The sequence below is a fragment of the Bacteroidales bacterium genome (genome assembly GCA_035299085.1).
In the GTDB taxonomy this organism is placed as follows: domain Bacteria; phylum Bacteroidota; class Bacteroidia; order Bacteroidales; family UBA10428; genus UBA5072.
The window spans coordinates 1-22,714 of sequence record DATGXG010000028.1 but is presented as its reverse complement, the minus strand read 5'-3'; the positions used below and the strand labels follow the sequence as shown (position 1 = coordinate 22,714).

Here is a 22,714-nt window from a genome sequence, read left to right as displayed (position 1 = left end):
TTTAGCGATTTTTTCAGCAGCGGCGGCATTTTTTGGTCACTTTTTTTTGCTGCAGAAAAAAAGTGACTCAGGGTTCGGGGCGGATAGCCCCGATAGAATAAATCCAGATATTAACGACTGATCGTCATATCATTGGGTGATCTTAATAAATAAGGGTGGTTACTCGCAATAACAGTCTTTGTATCCAGTATCATCCAGTATCAAGTATCCAATATCTTTCTCCTATACTTCACTTGCACCAAACCGGTATCGAATTGTTTTACCCAACACAATTCAAGATTTTGTAAATGACCGTCATCTCCGAACAACCTGACCCCACTGCCAAGGATAACCGGAATACAGGCAATCACGAATTCATCAATCAGGTTTTGTTTCAGCAGCATATTGGCAACTACGGCACCGCCTTCACAAAAAATATCTTTGCCTTTTTCTGATTTAAGTTTGACAGCAAGTTCAGCAAGGTCTCCGTTGTAAAAGATAACATTTCCTTCCACGCGCATTTGAGTTCTTGTAAAAACATACGTGGTGATTTCATGCACATATTCAGGGGCATGTTGTTTCACCCAGTCATACGTCCGTTTGCCCATAATGGCTGTATCGATGCCTTTCATGAATTCAGCATACCCGTAGTCTTCACCTGGTTTTTCAACCATTGAAAGAAAATCAAGATTATCGCCCGGCGCTGCAATAAATCCATCGAGGCTGCAGGCGATATAAAGTATAACTTTCCGTTCCATTTGGATAACTTAAAATACTGTTTTCTGTATTTTTCTATGAATTCCGGGAATCTCTTGTAGTGCCGCGGATCCGTACAGTTCAAAAAACAGCGGTTCAAAAATATGATTCACCACGGTAGGATCACCTTTCAACAGCTCTTTGGCTTCATTAATATCCCCGACATTAAAAAGAAATATTCCCCTGTATTGCTGCTCATTTTCTTCCAAAGGACCGGCAGTCAGCATTTTTCCTTCAGCGGCCAGTTTATTGATATTGGCAAAATGGCCCCTGAAAAGCTCGGCGCGGATTGCAGTATCCGTTATTTGTGCTGATCCGGTTTTCAGGATAACAAGCACGTACATTTTCATTCCGATTTCATCCGCTCCCAACTTTTTGGCAAGTATCGAATCAAATTCGGGATTCTGTGCTGATAAAAAATGTAATGATAGAATCAGCATGCTGAGAGTGCTGAAAAGTTTTTTCATACAGGTGGTTGTAATGGTTTGAATACAAGGTAAACAACAAACGTCCTGATTGGGTTCAGAACAAACAATATCAGACGATTTCAAACAAACTATTCCATTAAGCACGGAATGACATCATCACTGAAAAATGGTTCCTGGCAAACCCAAAACATGTATTTTACATGAATGAAATCTTTTGCAAAGGCATGCATTAAGGGTACGATATTCTTATGGCCGCTTTTGTCCTTTTCCATCCTGTCATTATAATCCGAATCGGCTCCTGTTGTGCCTGAATAATTCCCGTCCTGTATGGCAATTCCCAGGGGTACAGTGAAATGGCCTTCATGCATCATGGCTATAGTATGGTTGAGCTGGCTTTTTCGTTGCACCATCAAATCTGGTGCGCCCAGTCCAACACCTATTTCCTGCCCGTATTTATAAATCGATCGTAAATATCCCTTGTCTTCCCAGGGCAGCCATTCACCGGGCATAAAATTGGCGTACTGCATGGTGGTCGATTTCGGGAACGCTTTTTTTAACGCAAGCATATTCAATTTTAAGCATTCGAAATAACGTTGCGGTGTAAAAGATGTATCGGTATCTTCGCGCACCCCGACAGCACTTTCCTGCAAATTGATACCTTCGATGTTGCCGTCAAATTCTTTTCCCAATGCTTGCAGGAGCATTGCGAACCGCTCACGGACCTGAACATTCCATCTCTTAGCCACCCAGCCATCAGCCACACTGTCGTCATTATACGACTTAACACAACCTCCGTCAAATTCCTCAGTCAACAGGTAATCCGGAACTGCCCGATACATGGTATCAAATGTTACATCCTGAAGCTGTATGAATAGTTTTTTGCCATGTGACAAAAGATAATTGTAATCTTCCCGGATAATTGAAAAATCATATTTACCTCTTTCGGGTTCAAGTCTCTTCCAGGAATACATAATTTGGGCCCCTGAAAACCTTGTGATTTCAAGAAAGGGATGATCATGTATTAATTCCCTGTCGGCGGAAAAATAAACAAAGTGTTTGATAGAATCCTGCTGCAACGGGCAGGTGGACTGCAGGTATTGTTTATAGGCATCGCGGTACCTGTTGGAAGGATCAATATCCTGTCCTGAAATAGCAGAAGCAATGGTAAAGGCCACCAGGGCTGAAATCAAAATAGTACGTTGTGTCATGAACATTGCTTATTCCTTAATAACCATATAATCCTCTCCCCTTACATACCGGCAACTGGCGAATATAACTTCCTTTAATTGTCATGGCAGTACATTTAAAATAGTGTTACCTGTTTAAGTAACTTTTCTGACAGTCCAACCGATTTCCTCTACCTGTTTATCTTTCCGCCTGCAGTTATTTGACTGGCAGTGTTTACGAAAGATAGTAAAAATGTTTGAAGTTTGAGGTTTGAGGTTTGAAGATATTCTTGATGCTGGATATGGCAGAGCCTGACACCAACGTCATCAAATATACATCGGCCATTGGACCAGAAGACCAGCAGACCAACAGACCTGCAGACTAATAAATCCCGATTGATTTCAACCATTTTTCTGCCAGGTTTGGCCAATCCGTTACCGGCATGTCGGTTTTTCTCAGACCGAAGGCATGCCCCCCTTTAGGATATAAATGATATTCCACGGGAACTCCCGCTTTCTTCAGAGCAATAAAATATACGAGGGAATTCTGAACCGTGTCAACCGGATCATCCACGGCCTGCAACAGGAACATCGGGGGTGTATCTTTTGTAACCGGTATGGTGGGATTTAGCTGAAATTCCTTTGTTGTCTTTTCGAGCATATGGCCGGGGTAAATAACAAGTCCAAAATCAGGCCTGCAACTTGTATAATCGGCTGAATCAATTACCGGGTATAGTCTTTTGTTATAATGCGTACTGAGATCCGCTACAAGGTGTCCTCCTGCTGAAAAGCCGATCACTCCTATTTTATGAGGGTTAATATTCCATTCGGATGCATGATAACGTACCAATCCCAGTGCCCTCTGTGCATCTTCCAATGCCATAGGCGCTATTGCATCTTTCTGACAATTACACCCCGGATCATAATAGGGCCCGGAATAAGGCACCCTGTATTTTAAAAGAATTCCGGTTATTCCAATCGAAGCCAGCCATTCACATATTTCGGAACCTTCCAGGTCAATGGCAAGCCTTTTATATCCGCCACCGGGGAAGACAATTATTGCAGTCCCGGTGTTTTTCATGTTGGGTGAATAAATGGTTATTGTAGGAGATGAGACCTGCTCCACTAAAAAGTAAGGAATATTTGCAATTGTCTTATCACCCGGGTGCATATATTCAGGCCCGTCAACCGGTTGCAGATCGGGTATTTTCCGCGGCCAGATGGCAATCTGCTCATGTCCTGCAGGTGGCTGCCAAACTGCTTTCTGAGCGGTTATGAAGTCAGCGATAAAAATGCAGATCACAGATAAAATAATCCTCATTCTCTTCTGACTGTTAACGCTCTTCTTCCATTGTAATCTTCGTATCCAGCAAATTTTCAAGGGGGAAGGAAAAATTCAGCTTCTTACCTATTTCTACTGCCTTATCAATTGAATATCCTTTGTTTTTTACAAGGTACGCCATGAAGAAATTGGTAGCCCTTCCTCCGCTTGCACAATGTATTAATACCGGCTGATCGGATAAAAGGCCTGACAATTCTTTCAGCTTTGCCGGAGTATGTTCTTTGATTCCATCTACCGGTACCGAATAATATTTCAATCCCATCTGACCGGCAACGATTTCTTCATTGAAGGAAGCCGACGTAAAATCCTGATTTTCCTTAGCACTTCTGAGATTTATTATCGTGGTTACACCCTTGTCTTTCAACCATTGCAGTTCTTCATAACTTGGCTGACCGGCAATATAGAAATTCTGGTACCTGTATAAATTTTTAAATCCTTCAATGGTTTGAACGGAATCCGGTTTAACAGCTGTAACCTGGGCGAAAGTAGAAACGAAGTTTAAAACGAGCAGACAAGCTATTATTGATTTCATGGTTTGAAGTGTTTATACCGAATAAAAGTAATTAAAAAAAGAATGCCTTCAGTAGCCCCGGCCTTCAGGCCGGGGTAAAGTGATATAATAACATAACGAACGCCGATTTAAGAAGATCGACTGAATACTGGATGATGAATAGCGGATACTGGATACTGGATACTGGATACTACCGGTGGGTCCTACTAGTCCTATTGACGCTTTGGTCCCACATACTTTACACCGAACTCTCAACACTGATTTATGATTTAAAAAGTATAAAACGACAATCTCTTAGGCCTAAATACCTTATTACTTAAATGCTAACAAAAACACCGAACACCGAACACTGATTTACGATTTAAGAAGTTTTGCTAACAGACTAACAGACCTATTCCGCCAATTCCTTTGTATGCCTAAGTAATTCCATACCTCCGATCTGTCCGTGTCCCGGAATTACTATGCGTGCCGTTGGGAATTTATTAATCACTTTATGAATTGTACCGGCATACTCGTTTAAATCGCCATCTGCTGTATTTCCCAGGTTTTGCGAATTCATCTCCTTCACCATGCAACCGGGAAATAGTATTTTTTCCTCCGGTAACCATACTACAATGTTATCTCTTGAATGCGCAGGTCCAAAATAATAGCATTTAATTGTTCTGTCATTCAATTTTAGTGTCAGTGAATCGGTGAACCCATGTTCCGGCACCGGCAATCCTTTCGACTTCGCAATGTCGATTGTTCGTTGATTTGCCCAGGTTTCAACACCTATGCTTTTCAAATAACCCAGTCCTCCTGTGCAGTCGTTGTGCCAGTGATTCGGAACAAAGCCGACGATATTGATTTGCAATGAATCCCTGAGCCAGGTGACCAACTCCCTCGTCAGGGAATCTGTAATGGGTGTGTCAAAAAGAAATGCTTTTCCCTTATCCACGTAAATTAATCCGTTCGAACCGAACCTTCCATAACCCTGTAAGCTTCCAAATGTAACATGCACATAAGCGTTTTCTGAAATTTTAATCAATTCAATGTCGGTTGAAATTTTAATTTTCTGATAATCCTGTGCCTGTGTTTGAACCAGGAATAGCACTGTTACCAGGCAAATCAGCTGTCTCTTCATTGTAATTATATTAGTTGTCAGAAAGTATTCAAATTTAAATATAGCTGGTGTTATTATTACATTTGTTATAAAATAAGTCATTATGAAACATACCCGACTGATTCTGCTGTTTACAATGGGAATTGGAATATTCTTCAGTTCCCCGGCCCAAATTCGTAAGGTGATACCTTCCGGTAAATCCGCTTCGCAATATAGTATGTGTGAATGGACGATTCATCTTGAGGCATCATGGAATAACCCATATGATCAGTCGGATGTAGCACTTAATATGCTGATCTCCACTCCGTCGGGAAAATCATTAACGCTTCCGTGTTATTATGAGTCGGTTGAAAGCGGTGAAACTTCGGTTTGGAAGGCCCGCTTTGCTCCGGCAGAAAAAGGGAATTATCGATTCCGCTTTGAACTTTTAAAAGGAACTGTTTCCGGCGGCAAAACTGAACCAAAGGAATTCACTGTGGCTCCTTCTGATAAAAACGGATTTTTACATGTAAATAATTACTGGACCTTTAAGTTTGATAACGGAAAACTCTTCAGGGGTATAGGTGAAAACATTGGCTGGGAATCACGTGACAGCGATGATTCAAAATTTTTCGAAAACCTGCATGAGAATCCGCGTTATAACTACGATTTCATGCTTAAAAAGCTGGCGGCAAACGGCGGAAACTTCTTCCGCACCTGGATGATTTACTGGAATTTGCCTGTGGACTGGAAAGCTGTTAAGAACAACAGGAGGTACACAAATTCGGTTTCGCCCTATAATGAGAGTGCGATTAAACGGATGGACAGGCTGACACAGCTTTGTGATTCCCTGGGTATTTACATGATGCTTGCCCTTGAAAGTCATGCCGGTTTTGGCAGTGATGCCTGGGAAATGAATAATTACAATGTTAAAAACGGAGGCTATGCTAAAACTCCGCTTGAGTTTTTCACGCTTCCGGCTGCAAAAGCACAGTATAAAAACAAACTCCGGTTTATGGTTGCCCGGTTTGGTTATAGTCCTTCGATCGGTGCCTGGGAATTTTTCAATGAAATTGATAATGTGATGTACCAGGGAAAACCGGAAGACAGAATCCCGGATTCGGTCATTACCGCCTGGCATAATGAAATGAGCACATACCTGCATGAAATTGACCCGTATGGTCACATTGTCACAACCAGTATTTCACACAGGGATGTGAAAGGAATGAATGACCTGCCATACCTGGATGTGAATCAAAAGCATATTTATAAGAATACGGATGCTATTCCTGCAACTCTTCGACAATACTCCGGGGAATTCAGGAAGCCCTACATCATAGGGGAGTTCGGTTATGAATGGGACTGGAGTAAAAATTTCAATGATTTTGCCGATAACATGGATGATGATTTCAGAAGGGGATTGTGGCTTGGTATGTTTTCACCCACGCCGGTTCTGCCCATGAGCTGGTGGTGGGAGTTTTTCGAAAACAGGGGAATGATGGAATATTTCAAAAATGTGAGAACATTTTCAGATACGCTTCTAAGTTGCTGTGGTGATGATTTTAAGTCGTTTGAAGTTTCAGGAGGTAGCAAAGATCTGCAAACGTATGGCCTGTCATGCAATGACATGCACTTTGTTTATTGTTACAATACCTCTCCTGATGCTGAAAATGTGGAATTTACATGCAGCAACCTACCGGTTTCAAATAAGAATATTCGAATTTACCGGTGCGAAAGCGGTGAATTTAATCTTTCCGCTATGGCAATCAACGGCAATATGGTTAAATTGGACGATATCACCATTCCACCCCGGTCCGGAATGGTGATATACTGGGAATCAAAGTAATTAATGCAACCCCGGAGTTCTATTGACTTATCTGAACAGCATAGGTGCTAATTCCTTAAGGCATACTCTCCAGGTGTCCCAGGTATGACCACCTACTTTATCAAAGTTGGTATACTTCATTCCCAGGTCATCAAGTCCTTTTAATAATCGTTTTGTATTATCATACGCAAAATCCGATTCACCGCATCCCACAAAATACAGTTTGTAACCGGCATTTTTAACCGGGGTCAATTCTTTTACCGGGTCGCGGTCAGGCGTGAAACCCATACTCAGCACACCTATGTATCCGAACAAATCGGGATAGCGTGCTGTGGCATAAAGGGTGTATATTCCACCCATCGAAAGTCCGGCCAATGCCCTGGCATCTTTACTTTTTACTACGCGGTAATGCGATTCAACATAAGGAATTATGTCTTCAACCAGGCTTTTTACATAAGGACCGCCTGAATGAAATGCATCAGATGTACGGTCCTGCTGGAAAAGTGAGGGGCCGGGTATCGGATCCATCACATCGGGAGCTGCAAACTGGTTGGGACTTGCATTGGGCATCACCACAATCATGGGCACAGCTTTTCCCTGGGCAATCAGGTTATCAAGGATCTGGCATGCCCGTCCGAGCGTTGTCCATGCATCTTCATCTCCGCCGCCACCATGCTGCAGGTAGAAAACAGGGTATTTCTTACCGGATGTTTCATATCCATAGGGAGTGTAAACATACATCCTTCTGTTGGCACCAAAAGCCGGGGACGGATACCATACCTTCGAAAGGGTTCCTTTCTTTTCTTTGGCTTCAAGGTACAGGTTGCTTTTTTCACCGGGAACTATGATAAGGCTTGACATGTTCTGTCCGTCACGGACAACCCGGAGGTTGTTCGGATCGAGCATGCGGATTCCGTCTACTGTGAATGAATACGTATAAAAATCAGGCGCCACGTTATGAACAGAATATTCCCAGACTCCTTCATTTCCTTCCTTCATTTCCACAGGAACGGGCATATTAAATGTCCCGAAATTTGTTTTTGTGGGTTTTGTTGGCAGAAAATCGCCGTTCAATTCCACCTTAATGGCTTTGGGAGCACGAAAACGGAATGTGATTGAGTCACCTTGCATTTCAGGAGAAACAATCTTAGGCGGGCCGCCCTGTGCAAAAAGGGATATGCCAATTATCAGTAATGCAGCCAATAGTAATGTTCTTTTCATCATTGATAGTTTTTAAGTAAAAGTAGTATCAAGGTATGAAATAGGATGAAATTTTTAAGGCAGGTATGTCTTCAGAATAAGGGTATATGTCGACGAAGCAATCTGCCCGCACTGGAAGGAAGGATTGCCTGTGCGGGCAGATTGCTTCGTCGACATTGAATCGTGCTATAATTGTGAATTAATATACGCTCCTATTAAACCACAGATATCCAATTTTATAACCACGAATGTACTAATTAAAGACGAAATCAAAATATTAAACTAATTACACGAATGGCTGAAGGCTTGCCTTCAGTTTGACTCCATTGAAAAATAGTACTACCTGATTAGCTATCCGTTTGGCTACCATTAAGTAAAACGCTAATGGACCGTGAAGCCCCGCCTCTGAAAAAACGCGTTAAGAAAATTAATTCACGAAGCGTTAAGAAAGAAAAGATGTTTGAGCCCGATACCTGCGGGCGAGTTCTTTTCTTTTAGCACAGTGAATTAATTTTTAGCGATTTTTTCAGCAGCGGCGGCATTTTTTGGTCACTTTTTTTTGCTGCAGAAAAAAAGTGACTCAGGGCTTGGGGCGGATAGCCCCAATAATATAATTTACAGATTATCTACCTGTTGTCATTTCATTTGGTGATCTTAAAAATAGGATTGGTTACTCGCATTGACGCTTGGATCAAGGCTTTCTATCATTCAGCCATTTGAGCCACAGCCTCAGACTTTCAGTCCAGGAAGACACATGTTCATTGTTAGTGGCGAGTCCGAATCCGTGCTCGCCCTCTGAGAGGATATGCAGTTCGGCAGGAATATGATTTGCCCTGAGAGCTTTGTACATCATCAGCGTATTTTCAACCGGAACACCGGAATCATCGTTTGCATGGACAAAAAATGCCGGTGGTGTATCTTTTTTAACCTGCAGTTCATTTGAATAATACCGGGCCAGTTCAGGAGTCGCGTCCTTCTGAAGTAACGCATCGCGTGAACCCGTGTGCATTGCGCTGTCAGTAAATGTAATTACCGGGTACATCAGGATCATAAAATCGGGTCTGCAACTCATCTTTTCAATGCTGTCAGTTGCGGCAGTATTCCCGTAATCGAAGTGGGTACCCAGCGTGGAAGCAAGGTGTCCTCCGGCTGAAAAGCCCATGATCCCTATTTTAGAAGGGTCAATATTCCATTTTTTTGCATTGAAACGCACAATCCTCATGGCTCTTTGTGCGTCCATCAAAGGCGCCTTGTGAGGTATAACCGTATTGCCATATGTCGGCAGACGGTATTTCAGAACAATGGCTGCAACACCAATAGTATTCAGGTATCGCGCAATATCCGAACCTTCATAATCATAGGCCAGAACCCAATATCCGCCACCAGGGCAAATCACAACTGCCTGTCCGGTTGCAAACTTTTTTGTGGGAAGGTAAACGGCTATGTCAGGTACCTGGACATTTCTGATTAATGTTATATCATTCTTTTCAACCTGTTCTTTTCCTGTACCTGGTTTTGAATCGGGAATGGGTCCGGTATATAGCGGAAGGGTATATTCCTGGGAAAAGGAAATAAAGCAGATAAAAAGAAATAGCGGTAATGTTGTGAGGCGGTAAATGGTTTTCATATTTAGTCTGTTAGTTATAGCAATTAAGTTATAAGGAATTTAAGGCCTAAGAGATTTTGCAATATTTAGTCTTTATGGTTACATACTTTAAATCCCTGATCTTTTCTTTTAAACATCTAAACCTTAAAACCTTTAAACTTCTGAACGTTTAAAACTCTGAATCCCTAAAATTACAATTTATGCTGATAGATTCTCCACTTTAGATAGAGGTATTGGTGATTATTTTCCTAATTTAGAAAAGCAATCCATTAAACTTCTATTTATGAAACATACGATCAACCGCCGCCAATTTCTTGGAAATACAGCCTCTGCTGCGCTGGCTTTTACTATTATACCACGTGATGTACTGGGAGGAAAAGGGTTTATAGCAGCGAGCGACCGGATTTCACTGGGGTATATCGGAACAGGCAAGCAGGCAGGCGGATTGCTCGAGTATATCGACGGATGTAAGGAAACTGTTGTATTAGCCTGTTGCGATGTGGATAAGAAAAAACTGGCCTTTTTCAAATCCGAAGCTGAGAAAAGGAATAAGGGAAAGAACTACTCTGCACCCGTTGATGCATACAAGTACTACCGTGAATTGCTTACCCGGAAAGATATTGATGCTGTTGTAATCGCCACACCTGATCACTGGCACGCCCAGGTGGCCGTGGATGCAGCAGCAGCAGGAAAAGATATTTACTGTGAGAAGCCTATGGCGCTAACCATTGCCGAAGGACGTGCTATGGTGAATGCCACAAGAAAATACAACAGGGTATTTCAGACAGGTAATATGCAGCGCTCATGGCGCGACTTCCGGCATGCCGTGGAACTGGTGCGTAACGGCTACATAGGTGAAATCAAGGAGATCAACGTGAATGTGGGTGAACCTGTTAAACAGTGCAGTCTGCCTGAACTTACTCCTCCTGGTGAACTCGACTGGAATGAATGGGTAGGGCCATCTTTATACCGGGGATGGAATCCTACACTTGCTCCCTTGTTCGGTGATGATAACTGGGCATGGTGGAGAGGTTATCGTGATTTCGGCGGTGGACTGATTACCGACTGGGGTGCCCATATGTTTGATATTGCCCAGTGGGCGATGGATATGGATGAATCAGGTCCGGTTGAATTCATCCCTCCCGATGTGCCCGCAGTATATGGCCTGTCCATGAAATATGAAAACGGCGTTGTTGTGAACCATAAAAACTGGGGCGAGGACAATGCTGTTCAGTTTGTAGGAACTACCGGAAGGATAGAAGTCAGCAGGGAATTTTTGCGTACATATCCTGACAAGGCATTGGCGAAAGCCGACCTGAAATCAACTGACAAGAGAGTATATTTCAGCGACAATCATTACCAGGACTGGATCAATGCTGTTAAAAACCGTACAAAACCTGTATCGGATGTGGAAACCGGTCACCGGACAGCTTCGCTATGCAACATTGTAAATATAGGCTACGAACTTCAGCGAACCCTTAAATGGGATCCGAAGAAGGAAGAATTCACAGGAGATGAGTACGCCAACCTGATGAGAACACGGCCATACAGGGGGAAATGGAACTTTAACAATTTTTGAATACCATGAAGTTTTTATTTTCAATGGTTATACCGGTATTGTTGGTATGCATTTCCTCATGCCGGAACGAGTCCGGACTGAACCGTTTGGCCAATGATACCATCCTCGTTAGTGATACCATCCAGTACCATACCGTGAGGATCAATAAAGACGATGGTTCTATCCTTCCGTGGTTTTCTGCAGACAAAGGCGCTTCATACGATACGGTACTGATGCTGGTATGGAACTTCTGGAAGAATATGGAAACCGATTCAAACGGCCTCAAATATTACATGAATCACCAGGTGTGGAAACCTGAACACGATTCAAGGGGCCTGGGCGGTGACCAGGTAAATATGGCACTTTCATCCTGGGCCCTTTTGTATGCCTATACCGGGGATACGTCAGTTAAGGAAAATTTGAAATATATTGCGGATACTTACCTGGCAAGGTCACTTTCATCGGAAACCGACGCCTGGCCGTCGATCCCTTATCCTTATAACACGGTAATCCATTCAGGTGTGTATGACGGTGATATGCGGAACGGGAAATTCATTACCCAGCCGGACAAAGCCGGCTCATTCGGTTACGAACTGATTTCGCTTTATAAAGTTACCGGCGATTCGAAATACCTGGAAGCAGCGAAAAGAATAGCCGAAACCCTGATGAAAAAGATGAACCCCGGCGACAGCCTCCGTTCACCATTGCCATTCAGGGTGAATGCGCGGACAGGTGAAACCGGTTCGCTCATGGATAATGGAGGAAGCGGGAAGAAGGTACAGCCGGCATTGTATACCGCCAACTGGACCGGCACGATAATGATGTATGAAGAGCTTATGAAGCTCGATCCCGCGAAAAAAGTGTACTATGAGAATTCATTCAATCTGCTGCTGAACTGGATGAAATCATGGCCGCTGAAAACGAATAAATGGGGACCCTTCTTTGAAGATATCCCCGGATGGAGCAATACACAAACAAATGCAATTACTTTTGCCATGTTCATCCTGCAGCACCGCCAGTTGTTTCCGCAGTGGCAGTCAGATGTAAAAGGAATCATCGACTGGACTTATAAAGAACTGGGAAACCATGAATACGAAAAATATGGTGTGGTGGTCATGAACGAACAAACCGTCTACCGTGTGCCCGGAAACAGTCATTCATCAAGACAGGCATCTGTTGAACTGCTGTATGCGAAATTATCAGGAGATACATCCTATACCCAAAATGCCATCCGCACGCTCAACTGGGCCACATATACCGTTGCTGATGACGGCCGTAACCGGTATATCCGCGATGATATCTGGCTTACCGATGGTTATGGCGATTATGTAAGGCACTACCTCAGGGCAATGGCTGCAAGACCCGATCTGGCTCCCGCCCTTAAAAACAGGTTGCTTGCCACTACTTCAGTGATCTCTTTCATCATCTATTCACCCGGTGAAATAAAATACAAGACATTCGACATGGCCTCTTCGGAAATGCTGCGTCTTATAAATAAGCCACATCATATTTCAGTTAATGGCCTTGTCGTTAATGAATCGGATTCGACCTCCGGATATTTATGGACACCTTTACCACAGGGCGGGGGAGTCCTTCAAATCAATAAAAAGGGTAATGAGGTAGTGATTAGTTTAAACTCACCGTACGATTAGTGTGTGACTTTGTGAAACCACTTTGTTTAAAAAAGACAGACTACTTGGCAGATAAAAACTTGTTCACTTCCAGCCAATACACAAATGCATCAAACCAGCGGTTGCTTGTGCGATCGGGATTTCCGAGTCCGAATCCATGGCCGCCATTCTGGTAGAGGTGAAATTCCACCGGACGTCCTGCATCGAACCATGATTTGATCACGCCAAACTGACCACGAAACAGAAAATCATCACTGGCAATGACATTGAACATGGGAGGAGCGTTCTTTGGCACTTCCACCGGACCCATTCCGCCATAGATCGGACCTATAAAATCGAGTTCCATTGCCTTCGAGTTCAATGTGCAGTACATGGTAAGGCCGGCGCCAGCCGAAAATCCGATCATACCCAGGCGTGATGTATCAACACCCCATTCCGCGGCTCTTTTAACAATCAGCGTATAGGCTGCCTCGGCATCTTCGAGTTGATCGGACAGGTCCCAGCGGGCCGCATTTCTCCGCGCTGCTGAAGAAGTGTCAGCTGCAGCAGTGAAGGTGCGCTCCATCGATTTCTTAAAATCATCAAGCGATTCAGGTGTCGGTTGCAGCCTGTACTTGAGCACAAAGGCTGCAATTCCTTTATCAGCGAGGGCTTGTGCAACTTCCCATCCTTCATTTCCCATCGACAGCCACCTGAAACCACCACCGGGTGCAACAATCACGGCTGCACCGTTTGCCTTGCCGGCGGCAGGCAGGAAAGGGGTAAGTGTTGCTTTCGAGATGTTCCGGGCCATCGGATCTCCCCATTGACGAAACCATGTTTCAGGTGCGGGCTGGTTTTCAACACCGCCGGTGCCCAGCGGAATTGCATTCGGCTCTTCAGGCGCTTCAAGCGGATATATCGTTCCGTCCTGCGCTTTGGCAGATATTGAAAATAAAAGCATCGAAGCCACAAAGGCTGATTTAGTCAGGTTTATAAGTTTATTAATCATATTGTGTGGTTTTTATCAATAATTAATCCAAATGCTCTATAAAAGTAAAATATACTTTTTATAAATACAAAAGAAATAACTATCGACATTTAAGAGCCGCAAACTGTGTTTAAATTGCTTTGAAATCTGTCACTGCCACTCTCATACCATAAAACTCTTCAAACCGGATTATTGCTTTTTTTAATGCAATTAACTTTTTAGTATTCAATTGTTTAAAAAAACTATAACGCAAATCTACTTCCTTTATTTTTAACACTCTTTTCCATGTTCCGATAACCTGTCCCATGTAAATAATCATAGAGATGAACTTTAAATCGGGACGTACTTTGGGAGAATTCTCCAAAGAAAATATAGCATCCCTGTTTTTGTAGCCCATTATGTATTCATCGTAAGTAGGTAGAAGAAATATTTCTTCTGCCGGTTTGGCCAGTGAATTCAAATCGAATGCAAAATACGATCCTCCTTCACCATTTATTTTTTGTAGGCTTTTTCCCTGCATTTCAATCCCTCTCCGGCATTCCTTCATTGTTAATCCCGACCAAATCGAAAAATCAGTTGCTGAAGCAGGACTCCTGCTCATGAAATATCTCCTTGTTATTTCTGCCAACGCTTCTTCAGTATTTAATTGTTTTGCAGGGTTAATCCTTTCATCGATCAGGGCATAAGTAAACTGGTTACCCTTTCTTGCGCCACTGCAAATGATCCCCTCCAGTTCTGCATTCATCATTATACAACTCAACCGGGGTCCGGCTGCTATGATGTTATGCTTTTTAAATTCTTCGTTAATTTCATTACGGGTGTGTTGATTGCCACCCTGTAACAAAGCAATCAGAATATCATTACAGCGATTGAAAATTTTCTCGTCTAACTCCGTTTGACGGTACATAAAGGCATTAATTCTTTGTATTCCGGGCGCAGTAATTTTGAGAAGCCATCTGATGTCCTCGGGGTGGACAAAATGCCAGGTGGGCCTAAGCAAATGAGTGCGCAGTATTTTACCGTCATTAAGTTCATTTTCAATTTGGGATTCTTTCAGGTTGGGCAAGCGTAAACCGAGGCCCCATTTTGTTTGTTCGTATTCCTGACCCTGCACGGCACCGAACCATTTTACCATTTCCGGAGCAGATTGTATTTGTGTACCGGCCAGTTGTTGATTTACCATCCGGTATCCGGCAATTTCATTCGATGTCATTCTATTCAATTTTAATAATTGTCGCCTGTCGTGCAATTATACTCCAATTATTATTGGTATACATCCAGATGTTTGTAAATCTCCGAGTTACCAGTTTGCCTGCATGGAGTTGTTTACCCTGAGGCCTAACTTTTTCTTCGCCCATTACAATGGCGATGTTGTTGTTAAAAGTGATTTTTTCTATGTTTCTTTCAAAGGATAAATAATTCAGGGCACCAGACCGTAGTAATGCTTTTGTGCCTTCAACAGTTCCTACAACATTGGCCGGGGTGTTTATTACCATGTCGGGCGACCAGAGTTGGTCAAAAAGTTTCGATGAATCACTTTTCAGCACAGACTCTCTTTCAAGATTTTCCAGCCTTCTGATTTCTGATTCTCTGTTGTCCTGTGCAGTTGCAAGACTTACAGTGCATATCAGACAGAATAATAAGGCAATCAAATGATTAGGTTTCATATCACAGATTTTTTGTTGATGATATTACCAACAGAAAATCTGGAGTTGTGTTCGGTCAGGTGGCTGCGAAGAGTGGCCAGGTTAATTATGGGTCTGTGAGGTATGGTAGTCAAATAGTTATATTTGACTTTTTACTTAACTTTTTTCACCAGGGTATTTCCGTTGATGAAAAACCCGGTGACCTTTCCGGCGGAGTTTATGATGAACCGGTTATTGCCTTGAAGTTCGGTCATAAAAAACTCGGTAGGAGATACAAAGAACATTTGAACTTTCATGTTCCTGTAATCGAGCATCATTTGACCGTCTTCCGCTGCAATGGTCACGGGTATGCCCTGGAGCTCATACCGCCCGGTATAAGTATTCTTTATTGAATCCGCTAAACTGATTACCTCTTTGGTAACCGGGTTGTAAAAGTTTTTCCAGTCATATACGGTAGCCACACTGTTCATTATTTTATTCAGAATATTACCGTTATCCGAATTCAACATAACGACCAGCCCTTTTCCTTCATCCATGCTGGCAATGTAAACGCACCGGAATCCTTCATTGCCTCCTGAATGGGTGAAGTAGGTGCCGTTTCCGTGTTTTTCTATAAATACTCCGAAACCAGCCTGCATACCATCATAAGGTGTTAGTCTCAGTTTTGTCATTTCGGAAGTCAGGACCTTCCCTTTTTTTCCATGCAGTGAATTTTGAGTGTCCAGTATATATTTACACAGGTCAATCGGATTGGTCCACAACCCGGCCGCAGCCTGCTCAGGATATACATGATATTTCCCTTCAATCTCTTTTCCATCATTGCGATAGCCTGTTGCCAGGTTTACTTTTTTTATGAATGGGGGAGGTTGAGTATAAAAACTGTTTTTCATGTTCAAAGGGACAAGTACATGATCAGCCATATATTTATCGTAAGGTTCACCGGTAACATCCGTTACAACTGCCTGCAGAATTTCAATACCCCCGCCTGAATACTGGAACCTTAATCCCGGTTCGAACACACTGCGAACCGATTGGGTATTACAAGGTTTCTTGCCGTCAAGGATATCAACCAGCGATGGTAATTGATCCGTTACAGCATACCCCGGAAACCCGTGAACCGATAACCCGGCAGTATGACTCAGCAGGTTGGCAATTGTAATTTTTTTATTATTCGATTTTGTGTCATACGGAAATTTCCATGTTTTCAGGTAATCGTTAATATCCGCGTCAAGAGAGAGTTTTTTATCCTGGACCAGGGCCAGTACACCAAGGCTATTCAGTGATTTGCTGATTGAGGCAGCCTGGAAGAGTGTTTCGGTTGTCACAGGACGTTTCTCTGCAATATCCGCCCACCCGTATCCTTTTGCCCATTCGATTTTATTATCATTGATCACTGCAATGCTCAGCCCCGCGACATTGTATTGTCGCATCCGTGATTCAAGAGACCATTTAAGGGTATCACGGGTTTGTACCCAACTCAGAAGGTTGTTTTCAACCTGTTGGATTCGCTTTTCGATTACGGGGGTTAAAACGGGTACTTGTGAATGGCAGTTAATAGAAAAAAATACTGCAAATCCGATATTGACTAAAGAGATAACCTTTTCTTTCATGTTTTATAAAAGCCGATTTTGATTGTAAATTTCACATACAGGTTTAATTGCTTATGCCTCTCATAAACTTTTAGTGACAATGCTTTCGTTAGAATTGGTATCAGACCGGAATCAATAAATAATGACGAGGCAGATTCCAATAATTTGTGATTTTGATTTCATTTGAGTTTGAATGAATTATATTTAATTCCAAATTGCAGCCCGAATGAGTTTGGTCTTATTGAACCACTATATAACAATTCACTCTTTGAGGTATTTGTGAGGCCGAAATCGCCGGTTAATCCTGTTTCGAATAAGATGTTATTCTTTATAGGAAGTTGTATTCCAAAACCTACCGATAAACCCCAATCTATTCTTCTGGTATAATCAGTGTAATCAGCTTCGAATTCAGGATGCTCTCCCACGGCAGAATAATAAATATTCTGGTTAAGCAGAAAACCAAAATAAGGCCCTGAATTTACATACAATTTAATTTTACCATTAGTATATAAAGTAACCAAAACAGGTAATACAAGATAGTTAAAATTGAATTTTACATGCTGATGTCCCACAATCATTGAATATTCATCCAATAAAACTATAGTTGTTTTGGCTCCTTTTCTTTCATAACCCAGGGCAGTTTTTAAATAAAAATTAGACGTGACAGGGTATTCGAAAGAAAACCCTCCTGAAAAATCCAATTTTGCATCATATTCATTTGTAACGGAATTACCCTTTAGCATATTAAGGGTTGGCGAAAGTTGTATTCCGGCCAGATAGTTTGGTTTCTGTGCAAATAAAAAGAAGGGTACGGTCAGTAATAAAATAATGAATATGCTTTTTTTCATGAGAGTTTACATTCTATAATTACCAATTTACTTTATTTTTTCAAATTTACAACTCTTTTACCCACCTGAACCATGCTAAAGGAAGCTAGCAACAAAACCGGGAGCCCCTCCTATTTAAAAAAGTAGTATATTGGATCTGTTGACCATGTTAACCAATCCAATACAGTTATCTTTTTTCAATGAAAAACAACAGTCTTTCCCGAAGAAATTTTGTTAAATCCACAGCACTTGTGTCAGCGGGTGTATTAAGCTCATCTGCCCTTGCCTCCTGCAACAGAAAAACCACCGGAACAGATGCGGATGATCCTTTCCCTGTATTTCATGGGGCGGACTATTTGCCTGCTGATGGTGTGGCCGGACTCCTGTTCTCTCAAATCGGTTATGATACGGGATGGCCGGTTCGGGTTATCGTTCGTTTACCAAAAAGGGAGAACCTTTCGGATAAAGCGTTATGTAAATTAATACCGGTTTCAGAAGGAAAAAAAATTGAAACCACCTGTGTTTACCATGGGGATACCTGGAAGAGCCATTGGTGGATAGCTGAATTTGCACCTATGCAGGAACCCGGTGAGTGGAATATCGAGATTCATGACCAGGGACAGATTGTTTTCGAGGCAAAGGGATTGAAAGTAGGTTCCGGGATACTATGGGATCAAACATTTGAGCTGGCTGCCCTGGATATGCTGGAGCGGCGTGTGCACTTTACCAAAGTGGGGGCAGGCTGGCAGGATGCCGGTACCCTTTGGGTGGAAAGCCCGGCGCAGAGCGCCATGGTTATTGCACTCGAAGAACTGCTGATCCTCCAAGGCGATCGATTCAATCAGTCCTTTAAGGACCGGTTATATAAACAAATTACTGTAGGGTGCGATTACCTGGTCATGCTGCAGGATAAGGCACACGCACTGGGTTTTCCTCCAGGTTCCATGTCGCATGATCTGCACGGGCACGAAAAAGATGTTCTGCCCAATGACGCAGTTAAGGCAGTCATAGCCCTCAGCAGGGCGACCGTTTTGCTTCCGGGGGAATTCAGGGACCGCATAAAGAAATACAGGGAAACCGCCCTGGCTGCTTACAACTGGCTAACTACTACTGCAAAACCTCTCGGCGACCTGGGCTTAAGCCGTTTCCAGCGGGGCCTGGCTGAGGATGTAATAATCCCTGATAATGAATGGCAAACCCGCGACCTGGTGAGTCTTTGCTGGGCGTCCATCGAGCAATTCAAAACCGGAAATGAACCTGCAAAATCCCGGGCAATCGAATTCGCCAGGCAGGTAATGGCCAGGCAAATACCGCAAGAAAAACCGGAGAACAGCTTTTTTGGCCACTTCCTGGAGTACACAACCATGGCTCACAGTGAAAAGTCGTGGATACATGGCATTGTGAACAACCAGTTCGGAGCCGATATCGGGGGCATATACCCGAATTACCTGATGCCCCTGGTTGATATGCTTTCGTTATGGCCTGATCATGAAGATGCCGCAAAATGGACTGAAACGCTGAAAAAATTCACATACGGTTACTTAATCCCTTCCTGTGAAGAGAATCCTTTCTTCCTGGTGCCGCAGGGCATTTTCGGATCTGAAGGTCCTGTATGGTTCTGCGGAACTTTTCACGGTACCAACGCCATTTACGGTTATACAGCTGCCCTGGCACTTGAACTATCCAAACTGTTTAAAGAACCCAAATTAAAAGATATAGCGTATGGAAACCTGCAGTGGCTGGCGGGTTTAAATTCAGGGGTTACAAAGGAAAATCTTAAAGCCTGCGTAATCTTCAGTGATGATATACCCGAAGGAGTTGCCCTTCCGGCAAGCATGATGTGTGGCGTGGGTAATTACTGGGCCGGAACCTGGTTTCAGACAAGGGGTGTGATCTGCAATGGTTTTTCTACAGGAAAACAGTTCGTTTACGATACAGAGCCAAAAAAAGAAAATGATGGTCCGTTTTCGCTTACCGATGAAGACTGGATACCACATAGTGCAGCATGGCTGACCGGTTTGGCCAGATTAACCAACTGATTAATTATATTCCAGGGACATCAATCTGGCATCGCTGGCCCAAAATAATTGTAATCATGTTGCCGGGCGTCGCAAAACTCGGTTAACTTATTTTTGCGATGCCATTTCAAATGCCCTTGTTGTGGTATAGTATTTGGCCAACATATTGGGTACTTCCCAGGCAGGCATGTTGCCGTTTTTCAGGTATTCCAGGAAACGTTGCATCACCTGGGCAAAATGATCTTCATGGCTTATTTTATACTGATCGGGTATGTTTACTTTCCAGACTGATCCTTCATTTACTGCGGTAATTCCGGGATAAGTCTTCTGAATGACAATCATTGCCGAATCCACTACTGGTGAAAATCCAGGATCTTTTATTAACGGCTCAATATATAATATCGGTTTGTAATTCTGATCTTTTCCCTGTCTAATTATTAAATTGGCTTTGGTTCCGCGCATGATTGAATAATGTGTATCGCCTGTTCCTTCAGGAGCCTTATAGTTCCAGGTTACCGAAACTTTCGCGTGCACTCCTTTGATTACATAGTTGATCTCACCGTTTGAATACACATTGAGCATGGTGTCCTGCACTTCCTTTTGCAGGAATTCAGGATATGATTTCAAACCGGTGACTTCGGTGAACTGGGATAGCATAATCGGAGTAGGCCATCTTTTGGCGGTATTGATCCGAATATCTTTCAGAAAATCAATTGACTGTTCGGGAAAGCACTCCCATTGGATTAAATCCACAAGATGCGTGGTAACGTCAACAATCCCTTCGCCCTGTTGCTCGGTGTCAAAAAACCATGCGGGTCGCTTTAATGCTGAACCTGAAACGTATTTATAGAAGTGATGCACACTTTCCTTAGTGACTGCTGGATTTTCAGGAGTACCCTTTTCAAGGATGCCGAACAGTGCACTGTTCATCGAAAGCTCACGCTGAAGAATGGTGGTGATTTCGCTTCTTTCCGTCATTATATCATAAAGAATCAATTTTTTGGTTTCCGCTTCAGCAAAGGATTGCCTTAATATCTCAAAATCCAGTGCATTGATCGCCATCGGTTTATCGGCAAGCACATTCAAACCGGCATCAACAGAAGCTTTGATATATTCGGTTTTCTTTTGATTATTGCCTGCCAGTACCACAACATTTCCTTTCTTGTCCAGGAGCATTTTCTCAAGAAAGTCTGAACCGCTGTAAACTACTTCATTCCATCTGGTGGGATTGTCAGCACGCTGATTATATGAGGCTATACGGGCAAGATGTTCCTGCAGATCCTGTCCTCCGGGCGCATAAACATATATATTGGAATCGATACCTGCATACATGGTTTTCTGGACCAAGGCGGCGTGAAAGTGTCCGGGATCAAGGGTTATAAGTCTTACCATAGCTGTATCGGGTTGTTTGGACTGGCAGCATAGTAAAAAGAAGAGGAGGCTGGAGAAGCAAATAATGGATTTCATTTCCGGTTTAATTAAAAAGGAAATATATCAATAAAACAAACATCGAACTATAAAAACACCGAACCCTGAACACCGATTTAAGAATATCGAAGATTATCCTCCAAATCCAAACTTCTAAACTTCTAAACCCCTAAACCCCTAAACTGCTAAAAAGAAACACCCTCCAATGCTGAACACTGAAGGGTGTCGTATAGAGACGCTGGTAGTATAAGATCCTTATACCGCCGGGCTTACATTAACGTCCCTACTTTGCCGCTGTTATTAATTACCACATTGGATTAACTACTTTGGCTATGAAAATTATCAGATATCGTCAGGATATCTTTATGTCGCGTGACGGTTTCTGTTTTGCTTCATCCCTCTTGGGAATCATGATATGCAGGATGCCGTCTTTGTGTGATGCCTGGATTTTTTCAGAATCCACCGTCTGGGGCAATGTGAATGAACGGCTGAAAGAGTAATAATTGAACTCTTTGCGCATTACTTTTTCTTCATTGCTTTCTTTCTTTTCTTCCCTTTCTGATGAAACAGTCAGCACATTGTTGTCGAGGTTGATCCTGAAATCTTCCTTGCGCAGACCGGGAGCTGCAACTTCAATCCGGTAATCATCCTTGCCCTCAATTATGTTTACTGCGGGCAGGCTTTGCCTGTTTTCGGCATCAAAGAACCTCGGGAATAAATCGCCGTTGAAAAATTCTTCAACCAGGTTCGGCCAGGCATTTCTTGTTTTTAATGAAGGTAACATAATCAATTCCTCCTATTCTTTTGGTTTAACATTGGTTTTCGTATTCAGTTCACCAATATTTCAAAAGAAATGCCAGAGGATAAATAAGACAATATGACATATATTTATGAAAAAATGACAGACATATTGTCATGAAAGTCATGTTCTTTCTTTGTCCTGTCACAAAGAAAGAACCAAAGAAAAGACCAGACAAAACGACTCCCTGCGCGCTCTGCTGAAAAACCCGAATTTCTAATAAGAGGACGCAAGCTCTCTTATAACAAATTCGGGTTTTTCAGCATTCACAGCCATGCCGGCTCCCCGTTTTGTCCCGGCCCACCCACGGTGCATCGATTATAGTTTGCCATTTATTAACAAAGCTGTGAGATG

Annotated in this window: 19 protein-coding genes; 4 read left to right on the top strand and 15 right to left on the bottom strand. The window is 42.8% G+C overall.

Annotated elements, in window-relative coordinates; all coding sequences use genetic code 11:
• Positions 1-200: 200 nt before the first annotated feature.
• The 6 genes from VK179_09345 to bla all read right to left on the bottom strand — a co-directional run bounded on the left by VK179_09345 (position 201) and on the right by bla (position 5,305).
• Complete coding sequence (locus VK179_09345; protein ID HLO58933.1) at positions 201-737, bottom strand: dihydrofolate reductase family protein; 537 nt, start codon at positions 735-737, stop codon at positions 201-203.
• A 9-nt stretch (positions 738-746) separates the two neighbouring features.
• Positions 747-1,202, bottom strand: coding sequence for a YciI family protein (locus VK179_09340; GenBank protein ID HLO58932.1), 456 nt, complete (start codon positions 1,200-1,202; stop codon positions 747-749).
• A gap of 89 nt (positions 1,203-1,291) precedes the next feature.
• Positions 1,292-2,371: a hypothetical protein gene (locus VK179_09335; GenBank protein ID HLO58931.1), complete on the bottom strand. Its 1,080-nt coding sequence runs from the start codon at positions 2,369-2,371 to the stop codon at positions 1,292-1,294.
• A 340-nt stretch (positions 2,372-2,711) separates the two neighbouring features.
• The gene (locus VK179_09330) at positions 2,712-3,650 is read right to left on the bottom strand and encodes an alpha/beta hydrolase (protein ID HLO58930.1); all 939 of its coding nucleotides are present in this window, start codon (positions 3,648-3,650) and stop codon (positions 2,712-2,714) included.
• A 13-nt stretch (positions 3,651-3,663) separates the two neighbouring features.
• Positions 3,664-4,203, bottom strand: coding sequence for a sulfur transferase domain-containing protein (locus tag VK179_09325; protein ID HLO58929.1), 540 nt, complete (start codon positions 4,201-4,203; stop codon positions 3,664-3,666).
• Between the two features lie 370 nt (positions 4,204-4,573).
• Positions 4,574-5,305 (bottom strand): subclass B1 metallo-beta-lactamase, encoded by a 732-nt coding sequence (bla, locus tag VK179_09320; GenBank protein ID HLO58928.1) that lies wholly within the window; start codon positions 5,303-5,305, stop codon positions 4,574-4,576.
• 82 nt (positions 5,306-5,387) lie between these two features.
• On the opposite strand from bla, the gene VK179_09315 reads away from it, so the two are divergent.
• The gene (locus VK179_09315; GenBank protein ID HLO58927.1) at positions 5,388-7,109 is read left to right on the top strand and encodes a DUF5060 domain-containing protein; all 1,722 of its coding nucleotides are present in this window, start codon (positions 5,388-5,390) and stop codon (positions 7,107-7,109) included.
• Positions 7,110-7,136: 27 nt separating this feature from the next.
• On the opposite strand, the gene VK179_09310 is transcribed toward VK179_09315, so the two are convergent.
• Positions 7,137-8,309 (bottom strand): alpha/beta hydrolase-fold protein, encoded by a 1,173-nt coding sequence (locus tag VK179_09310; protein ID HLO58926.1) that lies wholly within the window; start codon positions 8,307-8,309, stop codon positions 7,137-7,139.
• Between the two features lie 670 nt (positions 8,310-8,979).
• Complete coding sequence (locus VK179_09305) at positions 8,980-9,915, bottom strand: alpha/beta hydrolase (protein ID HLO58925.1); 936 nt, start codon at positions 9,913-9,915, stop codon at positions 8,980-8,982.
• Between the two features lie 262 nt (positions 9,916-10,177).
• Between VK179_09305 and VK179_09300 the strand changes: the two genes are divergently transcribed.
• Both VK179_09300 and VK179_09295 read left to right on the top strand, forming a co-directional pair.
• Positions 10,178-11,473: a Gfo/Idh/MocA family oxidoreductase gene (locus VK179_09300; GenBank protein ID HLO58924.1), complete on the top strand. Its 1,296-nt coding sequence runs from the start codon at positions 10,178-10,180 to the stop codon at positions 11,471-11,473.
• 5 nt (positions 11,474-11,478) lie between these two features.
• Complete coding sequence (locus tag VK179_09295) at positions 11,479-13,104, top strand: hypothetical protein (protein HLO58923.1); 1,626 nt, start codon at positions 11,479-11,481, stop codon at positions 13,102-13,104.
• Positions 13,105-13,144: 40 nt separating this feature from the next.
• Here VK179_09295 and VK179_09290 read toward each other — a convergent pair whose 3' ends face one another.
• From VK179_09290 to VK179_09270, 5 genes are all read right to left on the bottom strand, one after another.
• Positions 13,145-14,074, bottom strand: a complete 930-nt coding sequence (locus VK179_09290) for an alpha/beta hydrolase (protein HLO58922.1) — start codon at positions 14,072-14,074, stop codon at positions 13,145-13,147.
• 109 nt (positions 14,075-14,183) lie between these two features.
• Positions 14,184-15,266 (bottom strand): winged helix DNA-binding domain-containing protein, encoded by a 1,083-nt coding sequence (locus tag VK179_09285; protein ID HLO58921.1) that lies wholly within the window; start codon positions 15,264-15,266, stop codon positions 14,184-14,186.
• A gap of 1 nt (position 15,267) precedes the next feature.
• Entirely contained in the window at positions 15,268-15,720 is a 453-nt protein-coding gene (locus VK179_09280; GenBank protein ID HLO58920.1) for a nuclear transport factor 2 family protein, read from the bottom strand.
• A 131-nt stretch (positions 15,721-15,851) separates the two neighbouring features.
• Positions 15,852-17,309, bottom strand: coding sequence for a serine hydrolase (locus VK179_09275; protein ID HLO58919.1), 1,458 nt, complete (start codon positions 17,307-17,309; stop codon positions 15,852-15,854).
• A gap of 158 nt (positions 17,310-17,467) precedes the next feature.
• Positions 17,468-18,136, bottom strand: coding sequence for a porin family protein (locus VK179_09270; protein HLO58918.1), 669 nt, complete (start codon positions 18,134-18,136; stop codon positions 17,468-17,470).
• A gap of 179 nt (positions 18,137-18,315) precedes the next feature.
• On the opposite strand from VK179_09270, the gene VK179_09265 reads away from it, so the two are divergent.
• Entirely contained in the window at positions 18,316-20,154 is a 1,839-nt protein-coding gene (locus VK179_09265; GenBank protein HLO58917.1) for a hypothetical protein, read from the top strand.
• Positions 20,155-20,241: 87 nt separating this feature from the next.
• Here the strand turns inward: VK179_09265 and VK179_09260 are convergent, their stop codons facing one another.
• Complete coding sequence (locus tag VK179_09260; protein HLO58916.1) at positions 20,242-21,600, bottom strand: putative oxidoreductase C-terminal domain-containing protein; 1,359 nt, start codon at positions 21,598-21,600, stop codon at positions 20,242-20,244.
• 313 nt (positions 21,601-21,913) lie between these two features.
• The gene (locus VK179_09255; protein HLO58915.1) at positions 21,914-22,345 is read right to left on the bottom strand and encodes an Hsp20/alpha crystallin family protein; all 432 of its coding nucleotides are present in this window, start codon (positions 22,343-22,345) and stop codon (positions 21,914-21,916) included.
• Positions 22,346-22,714: the final 369 nt, after the last annotated feature.